We start from the raw sequence: 25,383 nt of genomic DNA, 5'->3' as shown, positions 1-25,383 counted from the left end.
AGGCAGACGTACGCACCCGTTGCTCCACTCGAGGGCGCCGGCGCAGGGTGTATCGGGCAATGCACAGTCATTCGCAAAGGGAGTTCACAATGACGCAAAACAGTACCGTGCTGTCCGGTATTCAGCTGGATCAATTCATGGATCGTCTTGAGGTCGAGCATCAGGAGCACGGTGCCGACTACCTGCTGGGCCAGCTGCGCGCCCAGCCGCTCAAAGCGGCCTCGCTGGAGTCGATCGACCGTCTGCACGTGCTGTGGGTCAACGCCGGTGACGCTGACGCGGCCAAGGCGGTACTGGCCGACGACGGCCAGGCACTGCTCGACGCTACGCCTGACGACGCGCGCAACGAACTCAAGGTCAACCTGCTGATCTACCAACTGCGGCTGGGCAACTACTTCAAAGACGAGCAGGGCCTGCTGCAGGCGCTCGACACCCTGCAGCAACTGAGCAACGAGCGGCTGCCATTCGACATCGAGCAGTACCGGCGCTACCGCATTTTCGACGATCTGCAGCACACCACCCTCGACGTCGCCCTCAAGGCCATCGAGGTGCGTCATACCCTGGCCCTGATCAACCCCGGCCGTCACGCCCTGCGGGCCTGGGACGATGCCGATCAACACCGGCGCCGGGCCCGGGTGCTGGCCGCCCATGAACGTGACGAAGAGGCTCGCGAAGCCGCGCTGGCGGCAATTGCCGCGTTGCGCACCGCCGGCGAAGATCAGGATGTCGACGGTAACGACTGGCTGTGGCTGGGCGATGCGCTGATCGAAATCGTGCCGCTGCGCCTGGCGATGTTCGAGCAACCTGTGGTGCAGTTGATCGCCGAATTATCGCTGCCCCAGCGCCGGGAATGGGAAGTGCGTCTGGCGCGTCTGGCTGCCCGCTCATTAAAGGCCCTGGGCGACCTGGCCGGCGCATTGAAAATCTGTGAAGTGGCGACGCTGAGCCTGGAGTCCAGCGGCGGTGACAACTTCGTTAACTTCCATTTGCCCTGGCTGCTTGAGAGCGGCCAAAACGACGAGGCCGGGCAACGTGCGTTCATGGAAATCTATGAAATGCGCGGCGAAATGTGGCCGGGCACGGCCTTCTGGGTACACGATCGCCTGCTCGATGCCGAGGACCCGTCCGCGTGGTGGCCGTTGTGCGTGATGCGTGCCTGTGACGATCAATCGGTGCTGGAGCGGTTCATTTCCGGCCTGCCGTGGCGTGACGAGTCGACGCCGTCCCAGGGCCCGCTGCTCGATGCGCTGCATGGCGCGCGCGATGACCTTGAGCAGATCGACAACGTCTTCGTCCAGGCCCTTGCACAAGCCCGGCGCCGTGCGCCGAACCACCCGTGGATCACCCGCCTGATGGCGGTGCGTGAACGCCAGGCCGGGCGCATCGACGCCAACACCGAACTTACGATGCTGCGCGAGGCCGTCCCGGCCGGCGAAATGCAGGACAACCGCAGTGCCTACAGCCTGTTCAGCGCCCATGCCAGTGTGTTTGGCATTATCGATGCCCTGCGCCAACCCTTGCCGCCAATGGCTAGTGGTATGTACTACTACCAGTTTGCGAACGCCCTCGAGGACCTGGTCGAAACACATGTCGAGAAGCTCTCGAGCGAGGAGGCAGAACCGGCCTGGGTGCTGCTGCGAAAAGTACAAAAGGTTGCCTACGAACACGGCCAGTCCCGTATGGAGCAATGCTTCGCCAGCGGCCGCGGGCACCGCTTCGATGCCTGCGCGCACCTGTACTCGATGCTGTGCAACAACCTGGCGATCAACTACCGCTGCTACAACAGCATGTATGAACAGGCCCTTGAGCTGCATACCCGCGGCATCGCCGCCAGCACGTTCGCAGAACATTATCAGGGCATCCTCCACAACCGTATTCTGCTGCAGGGTAACCCGGGCATCGCCGAAGCCGCCGAACAGCTCTGGCACTACGCAGCCGACTTTGGCTACAGCCGCCACGACCCGGAAGAATACCTGCAAGACGTCACCCGCGCCCTGTACCGCCTGGACCGCGAACGCGAGATTCTGATCTGGCTGGAGCGTATTCTCAAATGGCAGGAAGAGCGCGGAATCAGCGACAAGGAGCTGGAGTACTCGGCGCTGTTTGCACGGATAAAAGTTGCCACGTACCTGTCGTACAGCCTGCCGGAGGCGGCCACCAACCTGTGGCTGCGTTACGCGCCGCACATCGACGAACGCGACGAACCCTCCCTGCTGGGCTGCGCCGGCGATGTGCTCAAGGGCCTCGGGCGCAAGGAAGAGGCCCTGGCCTATTACCAGCGCTCCATCCTGCGCAGTGATCCGAACAGCGAGGTTGACCAGGGCAACAATGAAATCTTCCGCCAGAGCATCGCCGAGCTGCTGGCTTCGGAAAAACCGGCCAAGGCCTGGTGGCAGATATGGAAGTGACACCGGAGCTGCGACAGTCCGGTTACGCCCCGCGCAACGCACTCAATGCCGATCAACTCAAGCGCGGCATTGCCGAGCGCAGCAAGGCCCGCAGTGATGCGCCAGAGGTGGGCAAATGGTTGCTCAACCATTTCTACCGTCATCTGGTCGGCAACTTCGAGCCTGCGCGGCGGATCCTGACCCTGGAGCAGGCTGTCGAGGCACTGGGAACCGCGCCGCCGTCATGGGTGGTCAGGCATTTGAGCGACGCCGGCAAAGATTCGCAGCCGGCGCTTGCGCCGCTGGTCTGGGTCGATCCGCAGCAGGCGCCGCTGCTGGCCCAGGAGGCCTTGCTGGTGGAATTCCTGACCTCGCGTCAGGGCACGGCGCTGGCCGGCAAGCTCGACCGTATCAACTGCCCGCAGGCGCTGGCGCTGTGGCAAAAGGAACACGTGCAGATGGCTGCGCGGGTCGAGCAGGGCTGGCGCCAGAGCCAGCCCGAGGCCTTGCTCACGCGGGTGACCACCGCTGAGCACGTATTGCAGGAGCTGCGCCCCGAGAGTTCTTCGCTGCGCGCGGAAATGGCCTTTGAAAGCTACGTGATGCGCCACTGCCTGGGCCAGTTTGCCGATCGCCGCGCCTTGAGCGGCGGCTACGGCGAGCGCTATGCCGAAGCGGTGGAGCAGCGGCGCATGCGCGTGTTCAGTTTTCGCGACGGCCAGGGTCAGCCACACATCACCATCAGCCTGATCGTCCAGACCGACGGCACCTTGACCGTCGAGCAAGTCAAGGGCAAGCAGAACCGGCCGCCGGTCGAACGCTATTACCAGGACCTGCTGCAGTGCCTGAATGCCCTGGGCACTGACCAGCAGACGCCCGCCGACTGCATCGCCATCGGCATCGTGTGCACCGAAGCCGGCTGGCTGCGCATCGAAGAGGTCAGCGACCCGACCGCCCAGACGCGCCTGGTAGCCCGTTATCCGCAACTGTACGAGCGCCTCGATGCGCCTTCGGCCATGGTCGAATGGCTGGTGGCCGGGCGTCAGCCGCAGCAGTTCTTGCAGATTGCCCCGCAAGCGGTGTCGGTCAAGTACGCCACCCGGCATATTTTCAGCAAACGCATTGAGCGTCAGCCCAATGATCCGCTGTACCTCACAGAAGGTGTGCCGTGGCCTGACATGACCTCGCCCCAGGCCGAGGAAATCCAGGCCTGGCAGGCCCGGGCAAGGTAAGGAGAGCAGCATGTTTTTGTTTATCGCAGGTGTTGTTTCAGCCTGGTTGTTGTGGCGAGCATTCCGGCCACGCGGCGCGCCGTTGTTCAGCCAGCGCAAGCACTGGTCGCTGCTGCTGGCCAGGCCCATGGCCGATGCGATGGAAGTCGAGGGCTTCTACTCTCCGGCGTGCGATCACTTCACCGAGCAAGCGCAGAAGATCCTGCGGGCAGCGTTGCTGCACCAGGCCGGGATACGCAGCAATTGCAATGACGAGGCGGTGCGGGCGCACTTCAGTGCGACCCTCGAACAAAAATGGTACAGCCTCGACCTGCAGGCGCTGACGGCCGGCGATGAGCCGCGTGCGGCCATGGCCTTTGCCTGCGCGCGGGTGGCGTTTCTGGTCCGTTGTGCGCTACTGATGCGTTGGCTCGAGCCCGATCTCGCCTGGCGAGTGCTGCTGCTCAATGCGCAGCGGGCGCAGGACTGTTTCGACAGTTGGGAAGATTTCGGCAAGGCTTATAAGCTGGGGCGCGAGCAGTGGGTGGCGGCGTTTCGCGTCGACTCGCTGGGCGAAGCGTTCCACGAGCAGCATCTGCGCCAGTTGCTGGCGCCCGGCAGCGGTGCCTGGAACGATATACCCTGGCGTACGCCAGCGGCGTTAGACCCGGCTCTGGCGGGGTAGCGGCGCAGCTGTTGGTTCAAGCATCCGAAAGGGCGCATTGCGATGATCGGCTTCATCTTCCGTCGGTTGGAGTATTTCATCGCCGCCGAGCCAGGCAGTGTCAGTGTTGCGGCGCGCACCAAGCACATTTCCCAGCCGCCCCTCTGGCCTTGCAGGAGCGGGTGTCGCTGGCGGACCTGGCCAATGAATGCCTGATCCTCGAGGATCATCGCCAGGACCCGCGAATACTTCCTGTCACTGTTCTGGGCCCATGACCTGCAACTGGCCAGCCTGCAACTGACCCAGACGTTCGAGATGCAGCGCGGGCTGGTCGCCCATTGCCCACCAACCCGTTATTTTCCCCTTCATCATTCTTATGGGACGATGAGGTTTCGCTATTTATCAGGGAAGGTCATGGATATTCGACTGACGGGAACAAAGGACTGGCTGTTGTTGAAGCACATCCGTCTTGCCGCGCTGTTGGACGCACCGACGGCGTTCGGCGTGAGTTACCAAACGGCAGCCAATTACACCGACGAGCAATGGAAAGAACGCGCCTCGTCTGCCGGCACGCAATTCTGGTTGGCCATCGAGGACGATCAACCGATGGGCATGATCGGTGCCGGCCTCAGTCAAGCAAATCGCTTCAACCTGATCGGCATGTGGGTTGAGCCCTCTGCACGAGGCTCGGGGGTCGCTGCTCGGTTGGTCGAGGCGGTGAAAACCCAGGCGATGGAAAATGGTCATGAACGCGTTTTTCTCGATGTCTCGCCGGACAATGCCAGAGCCGCAAATTTCTATCTGAAGCAAGGGTTCTCGTTCATGGATGAATGGGAGCCTTTGGAAAGTCACCCGCACATCAGGGTGCAGACCATGTGCTGGACTCACGTTCTGCCTGCTCCGCAAACCACTGCATGATCACACCGCACGCCGGATGGGTCGCCGCCGACGGCTGCGGGCACAGCGAGTAAATCCCCCGGGTCTTCAACGGCTGACCAAACGGAACCACCAGCACCCCGCGATCTAGCGACTCCTGGGCCAGGGTCAGATCCGTCATCGCCACGCCCAAACCCCGCGCCGCCGCATCGAGCGCCAACTCATCAAGGTTGAAGGGGATGTGCCGGTAGTCCTCCAGCGACTTCCCACCATTGGCCGCCAGCCAATCAATCCACGCTTGCTTGTCCGCCGAGCGATGCAGCAGCGCAAAGCGTACGAGATCATCCATCGAATCCAGTGGGCCGAACCCCGGCGCACACACGGGAACCAGCGCTTCCTCGAACAGGGTCAGGCTGGCCGGGTCGTTCGACGGCTCGGGCAGATAGAGGATGTAGGCGTCGCTGTCGGCGGCCGGTTCGACGATTTCCGTGGCCACGGTTTCGATCGACAGGGAAACGTCCGGGTGACGCAGGTAGAAGTCGCTCAGTTTCGGCAGCAACCAGCGCACCGCCAGCGACACATGCATGCGGATGCGGAAGGGGCGCTTTTGTGGCGAAAGCCGATCCTCGAGGGTTTTCAGTTGCTCAAGGATGTTGCGCGCACTGGCCAGCACCTGTTCGCCCTCGACGGTCAGTTGCAGGCTGCGGCTGCTCCTGACAAACAGTGGCACACCGAAGTGAGTTTCCAACTGCTGGATTTTTCGGCTCACCGCACTTTGGGTCAGGCAGAGCTTGTGCGCCGCTTGCGTGAAGCTGCCCGAATCGGCGACCTCGACCAGTGCTTGCAGGCCCTGGAGGGAAGGGACGTGCCTGATTTTATCCATGCGTTTTCAGAATGCCCCGATGATTTTATAACGTTGGTTGTAACGCTACAGACCTTATAGATTCTAGCTCTGGCTACCGTTATCTCAAACACCTCATGCGCTGGCTGCATGTAGCGTTAGATGCGGCGCGCCGAACGACCGTCAATGAGGTGAGGCATGGAAAATAGTTGTGGCTGGATTGCGCAAGCGGGCAACGCCCCGGTTCGTGATCGCCTGAGCGGTACGCAAAAAGCCGATTGGCTGATCATCGGTGCCGGTATCACCGGGCTGTGCGCCGCTCATTCACTCGCCGAAATGCACCCTCAGGCGCGCATCGTGATTGTCGACCGGCAGCGGGCGGCGCAAGGCGCGTCGGCGCGCAATTCCGGGTTCGTCGTGGCCCATGAACATCCGAGCACCGATGAGCTGGCGGGCCATCCTGGATTCGCCGGTTATGAAGTGGATACCGCGATTTCCCGCGCCGCCAGTGCGGAAGTCCGCCAGCGGATTGCCCGTCACGGCATTGAGTGCGATTTTCGCGATGCCGGCTATTTCTTCGCCGTCAGCGATCCCGCCAAGCTGACCCGCGTCGAGGCCAAACTGCAAACGCTGCACGCGGTGGGTGCCTCCGCGCAGTTTCTGGAAGGCGAACAGCTGAAGCAAAAACTCGGAATCGATCATTACCAGGCGGCGATCTGGTGCGGCAACGGCAATGCTTTGCTGCAACCGGCCAAATACGTGAAGGGCTTGCTGGAAGCGCTGCCGCCGAATGTCACCCTGTACGAAAACACCGACATCACTGGCCTCGAACGTGTGGCCAAAGGACGGATTCGCGCCCAGGGAACCGAAGGCTGCATCGAGGCCCAGCAAGCACTGGTGTGCCTGAACGCCTTCATCCCACGCTCGGGAATCGCCGACAGCGGCACATTTGCGATGGAACTCAGCGCCAGCCTCACACGGCCGTTGACCGAGCAAGAATTTCAAGCGATGGGCAGCGTCGAGCCCTGGGGCGTGCTGTCCACCCGGCCGCTCGGCGCCACGGTGCGGCTGACCCCAGACCGTCGCGTGATGATCCGCAACACCGCCGAATACCGCTCCAAGGATTTATCCAACAGCGATCTGCTGTTGCGCAGAAAACGCCATGTGCTGGGTTTGCAACGGCGCTTTCCGTGGCTGACCGAACAGGACATTCGCTACACCTGGACCGGTCATTTGAGCGCCTCGCGCTCCGGACAGCCGTTTTTCGCCAAGGTCGAAGAGGGCGTGTTTGCCGTGGCCGGTTGCAACGGTTCGGGCGTGGCGCGCGGCACCCTTTGGGGCCGGTTGCTGGCCGAACTGGCCTCGGGCACCGACTCGCCGATGTTGGCCTCGGTGATGCAACGGGCCCAGCCCGGCTGGCTGCCGCCCAAACCCTTTCTCGATATCGGTGCCATGCTTCGCATGCGTGTGGAGGCGGTCAGGGCCAGAACAGAAATCTAGAAAACCGGACATCACAAACAACAAAAATTCTTCAAAAAATCAGGTGATCGAACATGCGCTTTAATCCTGTTTCCCTGGCGGTCTTGCTCACAACGTTTTCGGCCGTCACGCACGCCGATGAACAGGTCAATATCTCCAACTGGAGCGGCTACATTGCCGAGGACACCTTACCCAGTTTCACCAAGGCCACGGGGATCAAGGCGACCTACGACATCCACGACAGCAACGAAGTGCTGGAATCGAAGTTAATGACCGGCAACACCGGTTATGACGTGGTCAGTCCGTCGAACCACTTCATGTCGCGGCTGATCAAGGCCGGGGCGATCCAGAAACTGGATAAAAGCCAACTGCCGAATTGGAAAAACCTCGACCCGGCGCTGATGAAAAAACTCGAGGTCAACGACCCGGGCAACCAGTATGGCTATCCCTACATGTGGGGCACGGCGGGTATTGGTTACAACGTCGAGAAGATCAAGGCGATCTTCGGCAACACCGACGTTACCCATTCCTGGAGCCTGTTTTTTGATGAGAACAACATCAAGAAATTGAGCCAGTGTGGCGTGGCGATTATCGATAACCCGACGCAGATCCTGCCGATCACCCTCAACTACCTGGGGCTGCCGCACCACAGCCACGAACCGGCGGATTACGCCAAGGCCGAGCAGGCGCTGCTGAAAATCCGGCCTTACATCCAGTACTTCCACACCTCCAAGTACGTCAGTGACCTGTCCAACGGCAACATCTGCGCGGTGATCGGTTTCAACGGCGACATCGTGCAAGCCGCCGCCAGTGCCAAAGAGGCCAAGAACGGCATCGACATCGCCTATTCGATCCCGGACGAAGGCTCGACCCTGTGGATGGACATGGTGGTCATGCCCAAGAGCGCGCCCCACGAGAAGAATGGCTACACCTACATGAACTACCTGCTTGAGCCCAAGGTGATTGCCAACATCAGCAGCAGCGTGCATTACGCCAACGCCAACCTGGCGGCGGACGAGTTTGTCAGTCCGGACGTGAAGCAGGATCCGGCGATCTACCCGCCGAAAACGGTGTTGGAAAAACTGTTCACCGTTGAGGACCTGCCGCCGGCCATTGCGCGATTGACCACGCGTCTTTGGAACAAGCTGAAGACCAATACCTAAAATGGCCTATGGCGTGTGCGCCACTTAGTGGCGCCACGACCCTTCGGGCACCTCGACCTGCCGCTCGGCCGCCGCCAGGGCGGCTTTCAACCCGGCCTTATCAAGCGGAATGCAGTAGGCGGGTTTCGCCCGTTCAAAACGCCAGCTCTCATCCAGACCACCAGCATCCACCGCGTCGAATCCAATCTCATCCAGCAACTGGATCACCAACGCTTTCGCCGCCGGATCATCCGCCGCAATCGGCAGTGCGCGACGGTCGGGTGCCGCTGTCGGGCGCGCGTCCTGCAACAAGTCTTGGGCGAGGATCGCATTGAACACCTTGACCACATGGGCATTGGGCAAGTGCTCGGCGAGCAGGCGGCTGGTGGTGGTTTCGAAGCGGTCCAGGGCGTCGATGTGGCCGTCGCGTTGCGGGTAATAGTTGTTGGCATCCAGCACGGTTTTGCCCTCCAGCCACTGGGCTGGCACGCTGCGGTAGTGCTCCAGCGGAATCGCCACCAGCACCACGTCGCCAAACTGTGCCGCCTCTTCAATAGTGCCGACCTGACTGCCGCGAATGCCGGCGAGCACGCTGCTCAGGGTCTGTGGCCCGCGTGAATTGCTGAGCATCGCTTCGTGGCCGGCAGCGATGACCAATTGCGCCACGGCGCGTCCGATAAAGCCTGCTCCAATGATCCCGATATTCATGTCATTGCTCCGCTCATGGAAAGTAAGGGTCCATGATGATTGCCAACCAGTGGCAGATAAATAATCATCGGCTACTTAGACTCGTTACCAGGAGTGTCGAATGATGGATCGCCTGACCAGCATGAGCGCGTTTGTGATGGCGGCGGAGTCGGGCTCCTATGCCAGCGCCGCCGAGCGACTCGGTATGTCGCCACAAATGGTGGCCAAGCATGTCGCCGCACTCGAGCAACGCCTGGGCGCACGGCTGCTGAACCGTACGACTCGGCGTCAGAGCCTGACGGAGCTGGGCAGCGCGTACTACGAACGCTGCAAGCACATCTTGAGCGAGGCCCAGGCGGCTGATTCGCTCGCGCAGATCATGAACGACACCCCGCGCGGCAAACTGAAAGTCAGCGCGCCCGTGACCTTCGGTTCCTACAGCCTGATGCCCTTTGTCACGGCGTTTTTGCGCGAGCACCCGGAGGTCGAAATCGATCTGCACCTGACCGACCGCTTCGTTGATCTGGTGGAGGAGGGGTTTGAAGTGGCGTTCAGGATCGGCCCTTTGGTTTCATCCAGTTTGACCGCCAGGCCGTTGGCGCCTTACCGGTTGGTTACCTGTGCGGCACCGAGCTATCTGGCCGAACGCGGAACGCCGCAAACGCCGGATGATCTCCAGCAGCATGAATGTCTGGGCTATGCCTATTGGTCCCGCCCGGCTGACCGCGAATGGGTGTTTTGCCAGGGCACCGTTATTCAGCGGGTGCCCGTCACCAGTCGATTACAGGTCAACGAGAGCAAAGCACTGCTGTCGGCAGCGCTGGACGGGTTCGGGATTGTCCTGGGCCCCGAAGACTTTCTTGAGCCCGCGTTGCGCAGTGGCGAGTTGGTGCGCGTATTGGCCGATTTCGAAGCCCCGAGCCGACAGATGCATTTGCTCTACACGGCCAACCGCCAGAGAACCGCCAAACTGCGGCGATTTATCGAGGCGGCGATTGCCCGATTTGCTGCGTCGTGAACAGGTCTTAAAGCGGCACAACCAACGTCAGTCAGGTGTTCCAGCTCTCTTTTGCAGATAAGGCATTTTGCTGGCCCCCAAACCCTCGACTAATCGCCAGAATCGCCGCACTTTCAGATGGTTAGGTGACATTCAATTGCGCAATCTAGTGATCTCGCTGGCCCTGGCGAGCGTTGCCGTCTCGGTCGAGGCCAAAGAGCTGAAGCCCAATGATCGGTACATGTGCAGCTGGGGCGCGGGGACGGCGGCGAGGGCTCAGGAACTCAAGTTGCAGGGCGTTTCGCTGTATGCCGCGCGGCAGAAGATCCACGTTTACAAGTTCAACAAACCGTGGATGCACATGATGGCCATGGGCATTACCGAGCAAACCTATGACAGCCAGTCGCGGTTCAAGCCGGAAGCAATCCGCAAGAGCTTTTATGAGGACTGCGTGCGGTACAAATTGGCGCGTAAATGAGGCTTCGGTCCAGACGCCGGTCGTGATGAAATAGCGCCTCGTATTTTTCAGTAAGCACCCTCGGATAGAGAGCCGCTCCATGAACCACGCTGGCGTACTGACTATCGCTTTATTGCTCACCACAGGATTGTTCGGCACCGGGGCTCACGCGGCCGGCGATGCCGAGGCGGGCGGGAAACTGTTCGGCCGCACCTGTGGCGGCTGCCATCAAGTCGGCGAATCGGCGCGACCGGGCTTTGGCCCGCAGCTCAATGGCGTGATTGGGCGCACGGCCGGCAGCACGGCGGGCTACCAGTACTCCGAGGCGATGAAGTCATCCGGTGTGGTCTGGACCCGCGAAACACTGGCCAAGTACATCGAAAACCCCAAAGGCGTGGTGGCCGGCACTCGCATGATCTTCTGGGGCATCAGCGATCCGGAGAAGATTGAAAACCTGCTGGCTTACCTCGAGACCTTTCAGTCGCAGTGATCCGGACTGCGGCAAAACATGCTCCGTGTAGCAGCTGCCGAGCAACGCGAGGCAGCGTTCGGCGGCGAAGCCGTCGCAAACCCAGACGATGCGGTACATCAGAAGGACCGCGTGCTCAGGTTTTACGACGGCTTCGCCGCCGAACGCAGGCTTCGCCAGCTGCTACAGGAGCCCGGCGCAGGCCACAGATCGCGTACGGCATCAACGAAACCGCATAGGTATCGCCTCCGCAAACGGATAAAACTGAAAATAGGGCTTGGCCTCATCGATAACCCGTTGCACCGATGGCCTTTGCATCAACCGTTCAAAATAAGCGCTCAAGTGCCCGCAGTCATTGGGGAATGGCACCAACGTACTGGCATAGAACAATGCCGGGACCGCCGCGCAGTCGGCCATGCTGAAGGCCTCGCTGGCGACCCAGATTCTTGAAGCCATCCGCCGCTCCAGCATCTGATACGCCGTCGTCAGCAGGGCGCGCTCCTTGGTCAAATCTCCGTGCGCGGCGAACAGGCGATCAGCCACGATCCGTTGCATTGGCCCCTGCACATAGTTATCGAAAAACCGATCCCACAAACGCACTTCCAGCGCGGTCTCCCAATCCTCGGGCACCAAGGGCTGCGGGCCAGAATAAAACCGGTCCAGGTATTCGATGATGACCGTGGATTCCGGCACGTCGCGGTGGCGAGTGTGATCGTGGACGACCGGAAACTTGCCGATTGGCCACCGAGCCTGAAGCTCCGCCCGGTCGGCCTCGTTTGCCAGGTCGACGATCCTCTTCTCGAACTCGATTCCATTTTCGTACAGCGCCGTCAGCACTTTGTGGCAGTACGACGAGAGCGGATGGTAATAAAGAGTCAGCGGCATCTTTCAGTCCTCGATGAACGTGTGCAGCGCACGACGTTGCAATTATCGGTCGAGGTTCAGGGATGCACGAGGCGACAGGCCCAGCGGTCGTGGTGCCTGGAAAAAAATCGTTCGTCAGCAATACTCAACAGTCGGCAACTGACACGAGAGAAGCCAACCATGAATAAGGAAACGGACGCAGAGGAAGGCGGTGCGGCCTCTTCGCAGATCGACGCAAAAATCCAGGAACTGAGCGATTGGCGGGGCAAGACCCTGGCGCAGGTCCGCGCGCTCATCCACAAGGCCGACCCCGATGTGGTCGAGGAAGTGAAGTGGCGGGGCGTTCCGGTGTGGTCCCACGCCGGCATCATCTGCACCGGCGAGACGTACAAGTCGGTGGTGAAAATGACTTTCGCGAAGGGGGCGTCGCTGGAAGACCCTTCGGGCCTGTTCAATTCCAGTCTCGAAGGCAACACCCGGCGGGCCATCGATATTCACGAGGGCGAAAAGATTAATGAATCCGCGCTGAAAACGCTGATTCGCGCGGCCGTGACGCTCAATACGTCGAAACCGGCTAAATGAACGTCATTGCGCAATAAAGTCGCGCACCGCCCGGATAGTCTGGGCGGGCGCTTCTTCCATCAACCAGTGACCCGCTCCGGGAATGACCACTTCTGTCACCTTGTCCGCAGCGTTGCGCATGACGATCGCTTCATTGTTGCCGAAGGATTTTTCACCGCCGATAGCCAGCACCGGCATCGTCAGGCGCGTCTTCATCGACGCCTCGTTGTCAACGGCGTCCTGGCGAATGCTACGGAACTGGGCGAAAGCGGCGCGCATGGCGCCGGGGCGGGCGTAGAGCTTGGCGTAATGCTGGCGGGTGGCTTCATCCACTTTACTTGGATCGCCGGCGAACTCGTTCCAGAACCGGTCCAGGTAAATACGCTCGCGCCCGGCGACCAGCCGTTCTGCATCCGGCCCGCCAAAGTCGAAATGCCAGAGCATCGGTGAGCGGACAATCTCGTTCCACGGTGGAATGCCCGGTACCGGCGCATCCATCACCACCAGCCGATCGGTGCGTTGCGGGTAACGTGTTGCGTAGGCGAAGGCGACCATGGTACCGATGTCATGGCCGACCACTACCGAGTGTTCGATGCCCAAAGCAGCCAATACCCTACGAATGTCGCCAGCCTGGGTCTTCTTGTCATAGCCGCTGTCCGGGATCGACGACAAGCCCATGCCGCGCAGGTCCGGCACCACCACGGTGTGATCCTTGGCCAGGTCGGCGGCCAGTGGCGCCCACATATCGCCGGTGTCACCAAAACCATGCAACAGCACCACGGCGGGCCCTTTGCCGCCGACGCGCACATGAATAGTGGCGCCTTCTACGGGTATGTCCTGAGTGCGGAAGGAGCCGGGGAACGGCATCACCTCGGCCCGTACTGGAAGGCTTAGAGCAAGCAGCGCAAAAGCAGTCAACAAGGCGCGGATCATGAAGGTTTCTCCAAAGGGACTGGCGAGCCAATGGAGGGTAGCTGGAGGCTGGGGAAATTGCCGTCCACCGGACAGCCGTGAAATTAAATGAATGTTCCGAAGTGGGATGAATCGTAAGAATTAGAGCGGCGAAATGCCGGGATTCCTTGAGTTTTGAAACGGCCAGGTGGACCTATGACATCCCTTCAGACCCTTACAGGAACGCCAATAGGTCATCCTGCGGTAGCCGACGGCGATCAGGCAAAAACCGTCTATGACACCTTGATGCAACCGAGCGAAAAATTACGCCAGGTCGACGTTGTCGATTTTCTGCAGCGAGAACTGGCCCGCGCCGACCACGCACACTGTGAGGTGCCGACCGCGCCGGAGCAGCTTGAAGGCTGGATCGAGCAGGGCGTGGCGAAGGTTGCCGAGCAGTATTCGACGTACCTGCAAGAGCGGCATGCGGGTGGCCCGCGACGATTTTTCAGCAGTCGCAGCCATGCGATGTATTTCCTGCAGCATGTCGCTCCGACCAAACTGGTAGACGGCGCCTGGCTTTACGGCCTGTTGCCGCAGTGGGCGGATTATCGGTTTCATGGGTTGATTCGCACGTACCTGGAAGAGTTGGGCGACGGCGAACCCGCGCTCAATCATGTGGCGTTGTATAAAAAACTGATTGCCGATATGGACTGCGCCCCCGGCTATTCGCTGGCCGATGATTATTATGTCCAAGGCGCTATCCAGCTGGCGTTGGGTCACCATGGCTCGGCGTTTTTGCCTGAAGTGATCGGCTACAACCTGGGCTATGAACAGCTGCCGTTGCACTTGCTGATCACCTCGTTCGAGTTGAATGAGCTGGGCATTGATCCGCACTATTTCACGTTGCACGTGACCATCGATAACGCCAGCACCGGGCATGCGCGCAAGGCGGCGCAAAGCGTGCTTTCGCTGATGCCGATGGGCGCTGAGCGTGATGAGTTTTATCGGCGTGTCGTGCAAGGCTACAAGCTCAATGAACTGGGGATTGGCTCGACGACGGTCATCAAGTCTTTCGACCTGGAGCAGGAAGTCATCGCCATGCTCGAGCGTAAGAGGGCTTTCGGGCAGCACATGCATTCCGACTATTGCCGCCTGGAAGGCCGGACCATCAATGAGTGGTTGGCCACGCCGGATCAGATCCCGGCGTTTCTCGATGCCTTGCTGAAAAAGGGCTGGATCAAGCGCGATGAAGACCCGGCCAACAGTCGTTTCTGGACGTTGATCGAGGGCGCTGGCGCGCCGATGTTCGGGGTGTTTTCGGGCTACGAAAAACAGTTGCTCTGGGACTGGATTGCCGGCGAACGGGTGGTGCAAGAAAGCGCCGCCAATGCCTTTCGATTCCAGTTCAGGAGCAAGGCCCCCGGAACACTGGATGTACCGTCTCCGGTCGTGCAAACCGACCCGGACCTGCAAGGGTTGACCCGCGATCTCAAGCATTGTGCGCCCGCTGAAAAGATGTCGTTGCTGAAGGATTTCATGTGTCCAGCCATGCATGCGACGCCTGCCGGACTCTTCGCCACACGGGAGTTCGTCAAGACAATGAGTGAAAACACCAAGGGGCTACCGGCATGAGTGAACAGCACGCACTGTTGCAACTGGGCCATCGGCTGCGCGAAAGCGACTACACGTTCGTGACGCCGACGCCCGTCACTCATCAACGGGTTAACGAGAGGGTGGGCAACCGCATCGGCAAAACGCTGCGTGATGCGTTTGGCTGGAACAGGTTATTCGAGCGTGGCCTGCTGCCACCGACGGATGAGCAGCAATTGATTGCGTGTGGCCTGTTGGAACGTGACGGTGAGCGGCTCAAAAGTACGGTCAGATGGTCGACGCTGGATAACCTGCTGCTGGTGCATTCTGCCTTTCCGACCACCCAGGAAGATTCGGTGTTCTTCGGCCCGGATACCTATCGTTTTGCGCAAACGATAGAACGGCATTTGCGTTCGACCCATTGCGACATCAAGCGCGCTGTCGACATCGGCTGTGGTACCGGCGCTGGCGCGATGCTCATCGCCCGGGCGCATCCCCAGGCTGACGTTTTGGCGGTTGATATCAACCCCAAAGCGCTGGAATTGACCAGGATCAACGCCGAGTTGGCAGGCTTGAATAACGTGGCCTGCCACGCCAGCAATGTGCTCAATGATGTAGAAGGGCGCTTCGACCTGATCGTCGCCAACCCGCCGTACATGAAGGATTCCCGGCAACGCGCCTATCGACATGGCGGTGATGCGTTGGGCGCTGACCTGTCCGTCAGAATCGTCCGTGAATCGATTGAGCGTTTGTCCATCGGCGGGTCGCTGGTGCTGTATACCGGCGTCGCCATCGTGGATGGCCAGGATCCGTTCCTCGCCGCCGTGAAAGAGACGCTGGAGAGCGCAGCGCTGGATTGGCATTACCGGGAACTCGACCCGGACGTCTTCGGCGAAGAGTTGCTGGAAGCGGGTTACGAGCATGTTGAACGAATCGCGGCCGTTGAACTGATCGTCACGCGACGCCTATCGGTGTAGTTCCTTTTTGGGGATACCGTTATGAACTCATTCAAAAACCTGCTGACCCCGGCTCAGGAACAGCGGCTCTGCGCGCTGGATGCTTGGTACCGTGCGCTCGACGACTGCTCGCTGCGCATGGAATGTCCCGATGCCTATCATGAAGAGTTACTACGTCAGGCAGACGAGATGGATCGTCAAGGCATTGTGAATTGGCAAGAGTGGCGAGACTTGCGGGTCGAAGCGGATGAGGCTTATTTGCGGGCAGTGGCGGGAGGGGATTACCACCCTCGGTTGAGTCCCGTGCGATTAATGTAAGCCTTTGTGTCCGTTAGCCGACATCTACTGGCTTGTTGGCGTTAGTCGGTCATTGGCCTGCGCGTTAGAGTGGCAACACTGTTCCTGGCGCCCGGATACCTGAAGATGACCCGTCCCCGTTTCTTGCCCGACAACTTCACCCTGACCCTGATCAGCGTGGTGATTCTCGCCAGTTTCCTGCCCGCCAGCGGTCAGGTCGCGGTCGGCTTCGGCTGGCTGACTAACTTCGCCATTGCCCTGCTGTTTTTCCTGCATGGCGCCAAACTCTCCCGTGAATCGATCATCGCCGGCGCCGGCCACTGGCGCCTGCATTTGCTGATCTTCAGCCTGACCTTTGTCCTGTTCCCGTTGATTGGTCTGGCGCTCAAACCGGTGCTGTCGCCGCTGATCGGCAAAGACCTGTACATGGGCATGCTCTACCTCTGCGCGCTGCCCGCCACCGTGCAGTCGGCGATTGCCTTCACCTCGCTGGCGCGGGGCAACGTGCCGGCGGCGATTTGCAGTGCGGCGGCGTCCAGCCTGTTCGGGATCTTCCTCACGCCGTTGCTGGTGACGTTGCTGCTCAATGTGCACGGCGACGCCGGCTCGACCATCGATGCGATCCTGAAAATCAGCGTGCAACTGTTGCTGCCGTTCGTGGCTGGGCAGATCGCTCGGCGCTGGGTCGGCAACTGGGTGGCGCGCAACAAGAGTTGGCTGAAGTTCGTCGATCAGGGCTCGATCCTGTTGGTGGTCTACGGCGCGTTCAGCGAGGCCGTGAATGAAGGCATCTGGCACCAGATTCCGCTGTGGGAACTGGCCGGGCTGGTGGTCGCTTGCTGCGTCGTCCTGGCGCTGGTGTTAGTCGCGGCCACCGTGCTCGGCAAAGTCTTCGGCTTCAATCAGGAAGATCGCATCACCATCCTCTTCTGCGGTTCGAAGAAAAGCCTGGCGACCGGCGTACCGATGGCCCAGGTGTTGTTCGCGGGTAGCACTTTGGGTGTGTTGATTTTGCCGCTGATGCTGTTTCACCAGATTCAATTGATGGTGTGTGCAGTGTTGGCGCAGCGCTATGCCAATCGCCAGGAAACGGTCGCTGAAATGATGGGGCAGGTGGACCCTTGAGGGCTCGGCCTGTTATTGCTCAAAGATGATTCATCAAGATGCCGACAACCTGTTTCAATTTGTTGCTGCGCCCCCTGTTTGTTGTTAGATTGCGCGCCTCAAAAATTAATCAGGGACGAGTGATGTTTATTATTTGGCAAGGATGGGGCGTTCTTTCGATCATTATCCCGTTGATCTGCATGGTTCCTTTTGTAGGGCTCTTCGGCGGGTTCGGTCTGGGATTTGGTCTGTTGGTGGGCGCGGCCGTCAACGCCTTTGTTGGCCACAAACTGAATAACCAGCCGGGCAAAATCTACATTGATCCAGCCACCGGTGGCGAAGTCGTCTTTCGCAAGAAAAACACTTTGTTTTTTGTGCCTATGCAATATGTGTCGGTGTTGTGGGCAGTGATTGCGGTCATCGCATTGCTGAATGCGCACTAAGTTCACTGCGTAGACCTGATGCGCGGCATCTACGTCCCCAGTAGGCGCCGCCCAGTTACTTAAGGAAAGTCTGAAGTAGCCGCGTTTACTTCTCTGATCACGGCCCTTACTTCAAAAAGGCAGGGTGCAATAACGTGGTTATCCCTTCGTTCAATACCTTCGTATTCCAGTGGCCAACGCGGCTTTTACGTCCGTTGTGCGCGTTCATCGTATTGTTTGCCAGTACACATCACGCCTTGGCTGCGGACCTGCCGCCAACCAGCGTCGACGTATTGGCATGGCCGCGCATGTCTTCCAGCGAGTTTGGTTGCTACATGGAGAAGACGCTAGGCCATCGGGACCCGCGCTTCAACTGCGCCTTGAAGGGCTACGAAAATCAAGGCGATCCGTGTACCAACACCGCTGCCTACGAAGAAGGCCCCGACTTTCCCGCCCGCCTGGCTGCCAGGGTTCACCCGCTCGCGACGCAAGTGCAACTGAGCTGGGAGCATGGGGAGTTGCAACAGGTCACGATCGTGCTCAAGGGCACACTCGACGAGGCCGCGGTGCGCAACGCATTCAAGTTGCCGCGTGCCGAAGCCTTCACGTTATCCGAAGCGGAGCAGGGTGCCTTGCCCGAAAACATCATGGACACCAGTGTTCAGGGTGACCCGGCCAACGGGCTGACTTCGGTGATGTTGACTGGCTTCGATCATATGGGTGCAGGCGATGTCGACTGCAATGCTGATGAGTGAACGGCCGCTTAAAGGCTGGCCACTCTCGCGATAACCCCCACGTTTGCCGCTACATAGCGGTCCCGAATTTACCGCAAGGAAGCGTTGTATGCGTTCACTCGTCAGTGGTGTGCTTTTCTCGATGGCCCTGGCGGCTCCGGCCGTGGCCGAACCGCTGTCATTTGCGGTAAACGATCCGACTGGGAAATACCTGGTCGACGTGCTGTTCCCCGAGCCGCCGGCGGAACCGCGTCAACTGATGCCAGCGCTCATCACGGTGCGCGACAAAAACACCCTCCAAACCCTGCAGCAATTGCAGACCCAGGCCGGCAATGTGCCCAGGGAGCGTGACGGCAAAGCCGATCCCGAGCTGCTCGGCAATGGGGGCTTGTTGTACTTCGCCGACTTCGACTCCGATGGACATCAGGATCTGGCGATTCGCAACGGCACCCATCCCGAAATGGACTACCAGGCGCAGTTCGACATCTATCTGCAAGACCCGCAGCAAAACCAGTGGGTCCTCAACCGTGCGTTGACCGACATGGCGAAGGGCGTCAGCGGCGGGATGTTCTCGCTCACTCCGCAGGACGGCATTCTGCATACGCAAACCGACCGCGGCTGCTGCTGGATGCGCTTTACTAAATGGAAAATGCGCGACGGTGAGCTGGCGCAGCTTTCTACGTACACCCAGGAAGACGTGCCGGCGACCGAGTTTGGCGAAAACTCCAGCATGCCTCGCGGCTACATGCTGCGCACCACCGGCGACTGGCAGGACGGCCAGTGGCACGAACAACCCAGCCTGGAAGGCCCGATCAACGACGATCCACAGATGCTCGCCGGTACCCTCAACGGCAAGATCCCGGTAGAACTCTGGTACCAGGAGCAGGGCGCGGTGATCATTGGTGAAGTGCGCTACACCAAGGGCGGCAATGGTGCGCCGATCAAACTGGTGGGTGCTCGGGAAGACATCAGCGACGACAACTTCGGCCTTCACGAATATGCCGACGATGGTCGTCAGACAGGCATCTGGCGCCTCACCCAGGAAAGGGTCAAACCCTTCAACTACACCGGCACCTGGGTCAGCGGCGCCAAGGGTGACGACCGCGAACTGGCGATCCAACTGCACTATGAACAGCGTGAACCGGAATACGCCAAACTCAGCGAAGTCGAGCGTAACCAGCGCAACGGCCACTACCAGATGCGCCGGGACTTTCTCGGGCGCGATGGCGACCTGGACTTGAAAATCCTGCCCGACCGCGATGCCCAGGGCAGGGAAGTGGCGGAATTCACCGTGACACTGAAAGACGCCGCGACATTGAAAGACATCGCGACCGAGCATCACACCGTACCGATGGAAGCCGAAAACCTGATCATTGTCCGTGAGCCGCAAGCGTCCAAACTAAATGGCCCGTACCACATACAACTGGTGAAAAACTTCGCGGTCATCAACTACAACGCAGCGCCGGATTCCCAGGACATGTTGACGGGGATGTACCGCAAGCAGCCTTGAGTGAAACCTCTGGCAGATCAATACAAGGATCACTTCATGCCGTCTGACCAGACTCGGCTACTCGCGCTTGCACTGCTTGAGATCAGGACATTGCTTGCCGATCATTTGGGCAGTGATGTAGAGGCGCCAATGAACATTCGTATCGCCGCTCATATAGCTTATGCACTCCACAACGAGGCGGAGGCTGCCTACAACAACGCTGACTTTGAGCTTGGCGATGCAACCTGCAAAATCGCTGCGATAGATCAAATTCTCGGTGTGACGGATGGGGCTACGCTGGTGCGCAGGTTTAGCGCCGAGGTCGGAGGCGTTCTGGAGAGTGATCAACCTGAATGAGCGCTTCGGGGCGATTGCGTTCTTTCGTGAGGGGTTGCAATCGACCCATAGCTGCCGGTGAAAGCCGTCAGAAAACGGCCAGAAGAAGTGGCCAATGGATGGCACGAACCTGCTACGCTGAGTCCTCTCAGGAGTGAGAGCTTGCCTTCATCCATAAGTACGTCAGTAGTCTGGTACAGGTACCATGCATCATATAATCGGCTTATATACCTCGAAAAAAACAGAGCATTTGTGGTCGCTAGACCCAGAAGACCGAATTGTTTTCAGATCTGACTGCTTTCATACGTTTGGGTATTTTTCCCTTATAGCACCTGCTTTTGAACGATATGCACAAAGAGATGCAGGGATAGGCATTGAATCAATGAATGTAATGTTCCGCTTGAGAAATGACGATCTAGCTGACGTATTGGCAATTTTGAACGATCTCGAAACACAGCTCTGTCAGCAACCAAAAAGTTGGCAGGAGTATCTCGGTGAAATCCAACATCCAAGGCAAGATAAGCGGCCAATCAAACCGCTGTTATTCAGACGTCGAGCCGTTCGGATTGTCCAAAGATTGCGAGCGTTAATGCTTAAAGCCCAAGCCCACGATAAATGCTTAGTATATGGAAATGGTGTTTGCTACCGAACACTGTGCGGCACAAAGATGCCGCCCGGTACCGTGTACTCCTAGAGCCGAGCCTACGGTTCAAGCGTTCGCTTCACTCGTCGGGGACGGGATAAACCCCATCCGTTAATCAAACGAAAGGATCCAGCCGAGTGGCTGCTTCTGGCCGATTGTTGCCTGTCGCAAAGGGCTGCAACTGGCCGATTGACGCCTGTCGTGAAGGGTCGATTTTGACCGAAGCTGACGTTGCATTTGCAGACGGGCATATGGACTCAGGGGGGGGGGGTGGCTGGAATTAAATGCAAATTGGCACAAAAAAGTATGCATGCACCTAAACGAGATCCGTCAATCTGTTGCCGCTGACCGAAAACTGACCCAGTAAAGGCTGTTCTGCCGACTGAAAACTGACCCAGGTGTTCAACTACTTCTGCTCACTTTCCGAGCAGGAGAACACAGGGTGATCAGCATGGAAATGTTGGGGAAAATTCGGAGGATGTACTTTCGCGACAAGCTGTCGCTGCACCAGATCGCCAAGCGTACCGGGCTGTCGAGAAACACCATCCGAAAATGGGTCAGAGCACCCGAAGCCACTCAGCCGGCGTACCAGCGGTGCGTAACCTTCAACAAACTCAGCCCATTCCACGAGACGCTGGAGCAGGCGCTGAAGGCTGATTCGTTTCAGGAAAAGCACAACCGCAGGAGCGCCAAAGCACTCTTTGAGCAGATCAAAGCCCAGGGTTATGACGGCGGCTACAGCCAGCTCACAGCCTTCATCCGCTCGTGGCGCGGTGAGCAAGGCAAATCGTTACGTGCCTTTGTGCCGCTGACGTTTGCACTCGGTGACGGTGCCATTGTGCAAATCGACCGAGTAGCTGAGGCCATTCCAGTTACCAGCCATCAACGCCCCATTTTTGCCGCAGTAGAGATTCATGTAGGGCTTGTCGACTTCCGTGCCATGGGGGCTTTCTTCGATTTGCCAGAGCAATTCACCGTGCATCGACAGTGCGAAGACGTTTCTATTGAAAATCACATCCGGCGCGGGCTCAACCAGAATCAAGAGACTGTCGTTGTGTTGGATGGCCTCTTTGACGGGGTGAGGCAGGTAAATGGGTTGACCTGCTATCCATAAAGTTCCGTTGTCGATGCGGTGTATCGTTTTCGTCGTCACTTGGCATCGCTGCGCGAAGTCACATAATCATCGAACAGTTGAACCTGCTCCCTGGCGATGGCGGAGTTGTTATGAGAATGAACCTCTTTTCTATATTCGAGAAATTGTGCCGACTCCCGCCCAAATGCAAATAGCGAGATGATGGCTGCGCATTGCATGAGCCAATAGATTTCCCATGAGGAGTCTGTTCCTCGCGAATAAGCGAGATCTACTGCTCGATCATGTAGCGCGCGAGCTAATTGGCTTCCCTCACCCGCGAATGTTTTTGAGTCTGGTCGTAAGCCGGGTTGCTCTGCTTCGGCGACGAAGGCGCGATAGCGTTGTAGCAATAACGCATCAATAAGTATCAGGTTCGGGCAGGCTGGCGGTTCTAGCAATATAAGAACGTTGGGCTCTCTATTGATTGGAATCCAGGACAGGTTTTTTTCTACTTGGAAAGTGGCCTACCAGTCTCAATTGAAAGAGTTTCAGATTCTTCCGGTGGTCCAATGGCTACACTTCTAGGAGCAGCACTTTGCGCGAAGATTTTTTTCAGACGGCGTAGTAATTTGACCATAGAATAAACTCGATGAAGTTTTCGATCTTTCCATGGGTGGGCGGTCTTCTGGGCCCTTGCAATCCCCACGTCCACGTCATCGTTAAGAGGGCATGCTCGAACAACTTTTTCGTCAAGTCTCGGATATGCTCCGAACCTGCGATCAGATAGACCAATTCTTCAGGCAAGCCCCCAGCTATCTGTCCAGTTCTGGATAATGAGAGTTTTGCTATGTTCCCGGACACAGACGTCATGAGCACTAATTTGAGAGTTCGTCACTGTAGCGTCAAATATTTGGTGTATGAATGCTTCGCGTCCACGCGGAGCGGTATATTTTTTAACGCTCACCGGGTAATCTGATTTTCAATCCGTTTGCTTTCTGCTCGGCTATGTAATAGACATCCATTAACGCCCGAGCAAGTTCGTAGTCGGTATCTTCAAACTCCTTGGATCCTATTGCGCCAATCGTAAGGTCGTGGAGTCTGGATTGGTCCGGCTCAGAACCTTCGAATACTGACTTTACATAGTTGAGTTGGTCTATTACCAAGGTGTAAACGGGGAATTGAGGGCAGCTGCTACGTCTGTCAATAGCCAGCATAAGAGCTTTATTGATGTATTCAAGTGGTGTAGTTGGCTTCATTATTCACCTGGGCTAATGAGTTTAAAGAGGTTCATCTGATCGGAGGTAATTTGTCTTGCTCCTCCTAATGTTTGAAATGGCTTAGAGGGAACGGACCAGTTGTCCAAAGCGGGCGCTGAGGTGCTTCGTAGTAAGGTGATTTTTTCAGTGGTTTGGTAAACGTTCACAATTTTAGGTACGACAGTTTCGGTGTTATAAATCGTCCCCAAGGGGTTGATTCCGAGTTGAGACGGCACCACTTTCGGAGTCAGAGAGTACCATAAACCCTGTCTCCCTCCAGGTACCTGATACTGCCAAAGCTGTTTGCCGGCGTTGATTGTCTCGACTCTGACTGGTTCTGCAAAATTAAGGCCGTTCATGTATGAACGATAATTCTCGGGCTCGTAACCCATTATTTTGAAGAAGTTCGTCGCTGTTTCCTTGTTCCCTCTTATGAAAATGTCTTTGCCAACGTCTCCAGTTCGGCCAAATTTTTTGTTCAAATAATCGCGGCGGGTTGAGTCTGGTGCCGCATCGTTGGTTGGCTTGCTTGTCGCTTGCTTTGCAGGGCTTTCGCGAAGTATCTGCGGTTCCGGCTCAGCCTTCACCAAAGGCGTCGGTTCCTTCACCTGCAACTCGGCTTGAGCCAACAACTTCTGCTCATTGCGTGCCAACCAGCTCGCCAACTGCTTGTTCGATATCTCCGCCTGTAGCTTCGCGCTGCGTGTCGCAATGCTTTCCATGCTGCCCACGACGCCCGCTTTTATCTGGCCACGGGTCAGGTAGGTCACGATGGCAGTGAGCAGCAACAGCACCAGTTGCTCTTGCCCGCGCGCCAGTTGTCGCGCTGCTCGTTCGATACGTTCCTGTACCAATGCGGCAGAACCACCAGTAGGGTCCAGGCCAGCAGGTTTGACACCTTCTTCCGAGTGCCAGGCTGTGGCGATGCCTTCCTGCAATGTAGACAGGCAGGCGGGTAGACCCTGGTAAAAATATTCGGCAATGGCGGACAAGCCCAGGCCCATGAGAATCAGGTTGCCCACTTGCAAACCGATACCGGCCCCGGCGGCAGCTCCGGGTGCGGCGCCGATACCGAATGCGAAGGCACCCGCTGCGCCCCCGGCGATTGTGCCAACTGCGACGCTACCGCCCAGAATCATCGAGACTTCTTTGACCAGCTACAGCAGCACAGGGAGGATCTGCTCGATTTCGATCGAGGCCCACTTGCGCTTGAGGTCCATCTGGATGATCGGGTAGGAGAGCGTCATGGCACGACCCACCGCATCGATCCGGTGCCCGCCCATGTAGCCATAGACTTGACTCGGACCGTTACTGACGCGGCGGGTAAAGCCGTTCCAGTTGTCGTGAGCGCTTTGCAAGCCCTCATTGACGCCCTGGTTCAGCTCGCTGAATTTCTGATCGAGATTTCGTTCGACGTCGGCCCAGCTGGGCATATTCGCTAAAAGATCCATTTACACATCACTGTCCTTGGGTGGAAGAAGCTTCCCTGTCGCTACGTTTGAAGTGTCGGATATTCGACTCTATGCGTGAGCCGAAGTACTGGCCATTAGCCGCAGTCTATACCTCACTACGGGTAATAAAATTCAATGTGGATCCCATTTTTATTATTCACGTTACACTCGGCAATGATGTCAATGAGGCACTAGTCGCTTTTTAATAGAACCTAATTCCCGTTCCTCGTTGATATACAGGCGTTTCTGCCGTGCTGAATGGGCTCATAAATATTTTTCAAACTTTCCTGATGGACGAGTTCGCGTCTGGAGATCGCTGTGCAAGGCCGGTTCCGGGTTGACACGGTGCAGGGCGAAGGTGTTTCCTTTGCCGCTTTCGAAGCGCCGTTATGCCGCTGAGACTGTGACCGTTCTCTCAATTTTGCGTGGTTAGTGGCACTTTCGCACTGCTCCGCGGTCGCAGTACCAGACTTTGAATCCCGTTTTCAGAAATCTTCTACGGTC

The 25,383-nt window shown here is 58.3% G+C and carries 27 protein-coding genes and 1 pseudogene; 19 read left to right on the top strand and 9 right to left on the bottom strand.

What is annotated here, in order from left to right; translation table 11 throughout:
- Window positions 1-89: 89 nt before the first annotated feature.
- The 4 genes from ACA071_RS19385 to ACA071_RS19370 all read left to right on the top strand — a co-directional run bounded on the left by ACA071_RS19385 (window position 90) and on the right by ACA071_RS19370 (window position 5,180).
- Window positions 90-2,408 (top strand): hypothetical protein, encoded by a 2,319-nt coding sequence (locus tag ACA071_RS19385; RefSeq protein WP_497640649.1) that lies wholly within the window; start codon window positions 90-92, stop codon window positions 2,406-2,408.
- Window positions 2,399-3,619, top strand: a complete 1,221-nt coding sequence (locus tag ACA071_RS19380; RefSeq protein WP_497640648.1) for a hypothetical protein — start codon at window positions 2,399-2,401, stop codon at window positions 3,617-3,619. Before ACA071_RS19385 ends, ACA071_RS19380 begins: the two co-directional genes overlap by 10 nt.
- A gap of 10 nt (window positions 3,620-3,629) precedes the next feature.
- Complete coding sequence (locus ACA071_RS19375) at window positions 3,630-4,283, top strand: DUF1266 domain-containing protein (protein WP_497640647.1); 654 nt, start codon at window positions 3,630-3,632, stop codon at window positions 4,281-4,283.
- A 393-nt stretch (window positions 4,284-4,676) separates the two neighbouring features.
- Window positions 4,677-5,180, top strand: a complete 504-nt coding sequence (locus ACA071_RS19370) for a GNAT family N-acetyltransferase (RefSeq protein WP_497640646.1) — start codon at window positions 4,677-4,679, stop codon at window positions 5,178-5,180.
- Here ACA071_RS19370 and ACA071_RS19365 read toward each other — a convergent pair.
- Complete coding sequence (locus ACA071_RS19365) at window positions 5,122-6,021, bottom strand: LysR family transcriptional regulator (protein ID WP_497640645.1); 900 nt, start codon at window positions 6,019-6,021, stop codon at window positions 5,122-5,124. The genes ACA071_RS19370 and ACA071_RS19365 overlap by 59 nt on opposite strands.
- Window positions 6,022-6,177: 156 nt before the next feature.
- Between ACA071_RS19365 and ACA071_RS19360 the strand changes: the two genes are divergently transcribed.
- Window positions 6,178-7,479: an NAD(P)/FAD-dependent oxidoreductase gene (locus ACA071_RS19360; RefSeq protein ID WP_497640644.1), complete on the top strand. Its 1,302-nt coding sequence runs from the start codon at window positions 6,178-6,180 to the stop codon at window positions 7,477-7,479.
- A gap of 53 nt (window positions 7,480-7,532) precedes the next feature.
- Window positions 7,533-8,621, top strand: a complete 1,089-nt coding sequence (locus ACA071_RS19355) for a polyamine ABC transporter substrate-binding protein (protein WP_497640643.1) — start codon at window positions 7,533-7,535, stop codon at window positions 8,619-8,621.
- Between the two features lie 24 nt (window positions 8,622-8,645).
- Here the strand turns inward: ACA071_RS19355 and ACA071_RS19350 are convergent, their stop codons facing one another.
- A complete protein-coding gene (locus ACA071_RS19350) occupies window positions 8,646-9,308 on the bottom strand; it encodes an NADPH-dependent F420 reductase (RefSeq protein WP_497640642.1) in 663 nt (220 codons plus the stop codon).
- A 100-nt stretch (window positions 9,309-9,408) separates the two neighbouring features.
- Between ACA071_RS19350 and ACA071_RS19345 the strand changes: the two genes are divergently transcribed.
- From ACA071_RS19345 to ACA071_RS19335, 3 genes are all read left to right on the top strand, one after another.
- Window positions 9,409-10,305 (top strand): LysR family transcriptional regulator, encoded by an 897-nt coding sequence (locus ACA071_RS19345; RefSeq protein WP_497640641.1) that lies wholly within the window; start codon window positions 9,409-9,411, stop codon window positions 10,303-10,305.
- A 130-nt stretch (window positions 10,306-10,435) separates the two neighbouring features.
- The gene (locus ACA071_RS19340; RefSeq protein WP_497645348.1) at window positions 10,436-10,762 is read left to right on the top strand and encodes a hypothetical protein; all 327 of its coding nucleotides are present in this window, start codon (window positions 10,436-10,438) and stop codon (window positions 10,760-10,762) included.
- Window positions 10,763-10,841: 79 nt separating this feature from the next.
- Entirely contained in the window at window positions 10,842-11,231 is a 390-nt protein-coding gene (locus ACA071_RS19335; RefSeq protein WP_497640640.1) for a c-type cytochrome, read from the top strand.
- A 201-nt stretch (window positions 11,232-11,432) separates the two neighbouring features.
- Here ACA071_RS19335 and ACA071_RS19330 read toward each other — a convergent pair whose 3' ends face one another.
- Window positions 11,433-12,095, bottom strand: a complete 663-nt coding sequence (locus ACA071_RS19330; RefSeq protein WP_497640639.1) for a glutathione S-transferase family protein — start codon at window positions 12,093-12,095, stop codon at window positions 11,433-11,435.
- A 159-nt stretch (window positions 12,096-12,254) separates the two neighbouring features.
- Between ACA071_RS19330 and ACA071_RS19325 the strand changes: the two genes are divergently transcribed.
- Complete coding sequence (locus ACA071_RS19325; RefSeq protein ID WP_497640638.1) at window positions 12,255-12,656, top strand: DUF1801 domain-containing protein; 402 nt, start codon at window positions 12,255-12,257, stop codon at window positions 12,654-12,656.
- 3 nt (window positions 12,657-12,659) lie between these two features.
- On the opposite strand, the gene ACA071_RS19320 is transcribed toward ACA071_RS19325, so the two are convergent.
- Complete coding sequence (locus tag ACA071_RS19320) at window positions 12,660-13,568, bottom strand: alpha/beta fold hydrolase (RefSeq protein WP_497640637.1); 909 nt, start codon at window positions 13,566-13,568, stop codon at window positions 12,660-12,662.
- Between the two features lie 174 nt (window positions 13,569-13,742).
- Here ACA071_RS19320 and ACA071_RS19315 point away from each other — a divergent pair, with 174 nt between their 5' ends.
- The 9 genes and pseudogenes from ACA071_RS19315 to ACA071_RS19275 form a co-directional block, all read left to right on the top strand.
- The gene (locus tag ACA071_RS19315) at window positions 13,743-15,161 is read left to right on the top strand and encodes an iron-containing redox enzyme family protein (RefSeq protein WP_497640636.1); all 1,419 of its coding nucleotides are present in this window, start codon (window positions 13,743-13,745) and stop codon (window positions 15,159-15,161) included.
- Entirely contained in the window at window positions 15,158-16,096 is a 939-nt protein-coding gene (locus ACA071_RS19310) for a methyltransferase (RefSeq protein WP_497640635.1), read from the top strand. Before ACA071_RS19315 ends, ACA071_RS19310 begins: the two co-directional genes overlap by 4 nt.
- Window positions 16,097-16,117: 21 nt before the next feature.
- A complete protein-coding gene (locus ACA071_RS19305; protein WP_497640634.1) occupies window positions 16,118-16,393 on the top strand; it encodes a hypothetical protein in 276 nt (91 codons plus the stop codon).
- Between the two features lie 105 nt (window positions 16,394-16,498).
- Entirely contained in the window at window positions 16,499-17,497 is a 999-nt protein-coding gene (locus tag ACA071_RS19300; protein WP_497640633.1) for a bile acid:sodium symporter family protein, read from the top strand.
- Between the two features lie 122 nt (window positions 17,498-17,619).
- Complete coding sequence (locus tag ACA071_RS19295) at window positions 17,620-17,919, top strand: hypothetical protein (RefSeq protein ID WP_497640632.1); 300 nt, start codon at window positions 17,620-17,622, stop codon at window positions 17,917-17,919.
- 134 nt (window positions 17,920-18,053) lie between these two features.
- Complete coding sequence (locus ACA071_RS19290; protein ID WP_497640631.1) at window positions 18,054-18,653, top strand: hypothetical protein; 600 nt, start codon at window positions 18,054-18,056, stop codon at window positions 18,651-18,653.
- Between the two features lie 88 nt (window positions 18,654-18,741).
- A complete protein-coding gene (locus tag ACA071_RS19285) occupies window positions 18,742-20,142 on the top strand; it encodes an XAC2610-related protein (RefSeq protein ID WP_497640630.1) in 1,401 nt (466 codons plus the stop codon).
- Window positions 20,143-20,478 carry a hypothetical protein gene (locus ACA071_RS19280; RefSeq protein ID WP_497640629.1) on the top strand — a complete coding sequence of 112 codons (336 nt, stop codon included), beginning with the start codon at window positions 20,143-20,145 and terminating at the stop codon, window positions 20,476-20,478.
- 1,073 nt (window positions 20,479-21,551) lie between these two features.
- Window positions 21,552-21,929: pseudogene (locus ACA071_RS19275) on the top strand (IS21 family transposase); the annotation flags it as partial.
- On the opposite strand, the gene ACA071_RS19270 reads toward ACA071_RS19275, so the two are convergent.
- From ACA071_RS19270 to ACA071_RS19250, 5 genes are all read right to left on the bottom strand, one after another.
- Entirely contained in the window at window positions 21,891-22,253 is a 363-nt protein-coding gene (locus ACA071_RS19270; protein WP_497645347.1) for a DUF7957 family protein, read from the bottom strand. The pseudogene ACA071_RS19275 and the gene ACA071_RS19270 overlap by 39 nt on opposite strands.
- Window positions 22,250-22,630, bottom strand: coding sequence for a hypothetical protein (locus tag ACA071_RS19265; protein WP_497640628.1), 381 nt, complete (start codon window positions 22,628-22,630; stop codon window positions 22,250-22,252). The genes ACA071_RS19270 and ACA071_RS19265 overlap by 4 nt, the downstream gene beginning before the upstream one ends.
- 495 nt (window positions 22,631-23,125) lie before the next feature.
- Window positions 23,126-23,428, bottom strand: coding sequence for an immunity protein Tsi6 family protein (locus tag ACA071_RS19260; RefSeq protein WP_497640627.1), 303 nt, complete (start codon window positions 23,426-23,428; stop codon window positions 23,126-23,128).
- Window positions 23,428-24,567 carry a polymorphic toxin type 46 domain-containing protein gene (locus ACA071_RS19255; protein WP_497640626.1) on the bottom strand — a complete coding sequence of 380 codons (1,140 nt, stop codon included), beginning with the start codon at window positions 24,565-24,567 and terminating at the stop codon, window positions 23,428-23,430. Before ACA071_RS19255 ends, ACA071_RS19260 begins: the two co-directional genes overlap by 1 nt.
- 18 nt (window positions 24,568-24,585) lie before the next feature.
- A complete protein-coding gene (locus ACA071_RS19250) occupies window positions 24,586-24,861 on the bottom strand; it encodes a hypothetical protein (protein WP_497640625.1) in 276 nt (91 codons plus the stop codon).
- Between the last annotated feature and the right edge of the window lie 522 nt (window positions 24,862-25,383).

This window comes from Pseudomonas sp. LBUM1646, from assembly GCF_059716165.1.
This window is presented reverse-complemented; position numbering and strand designations above follow the sequence as displayed.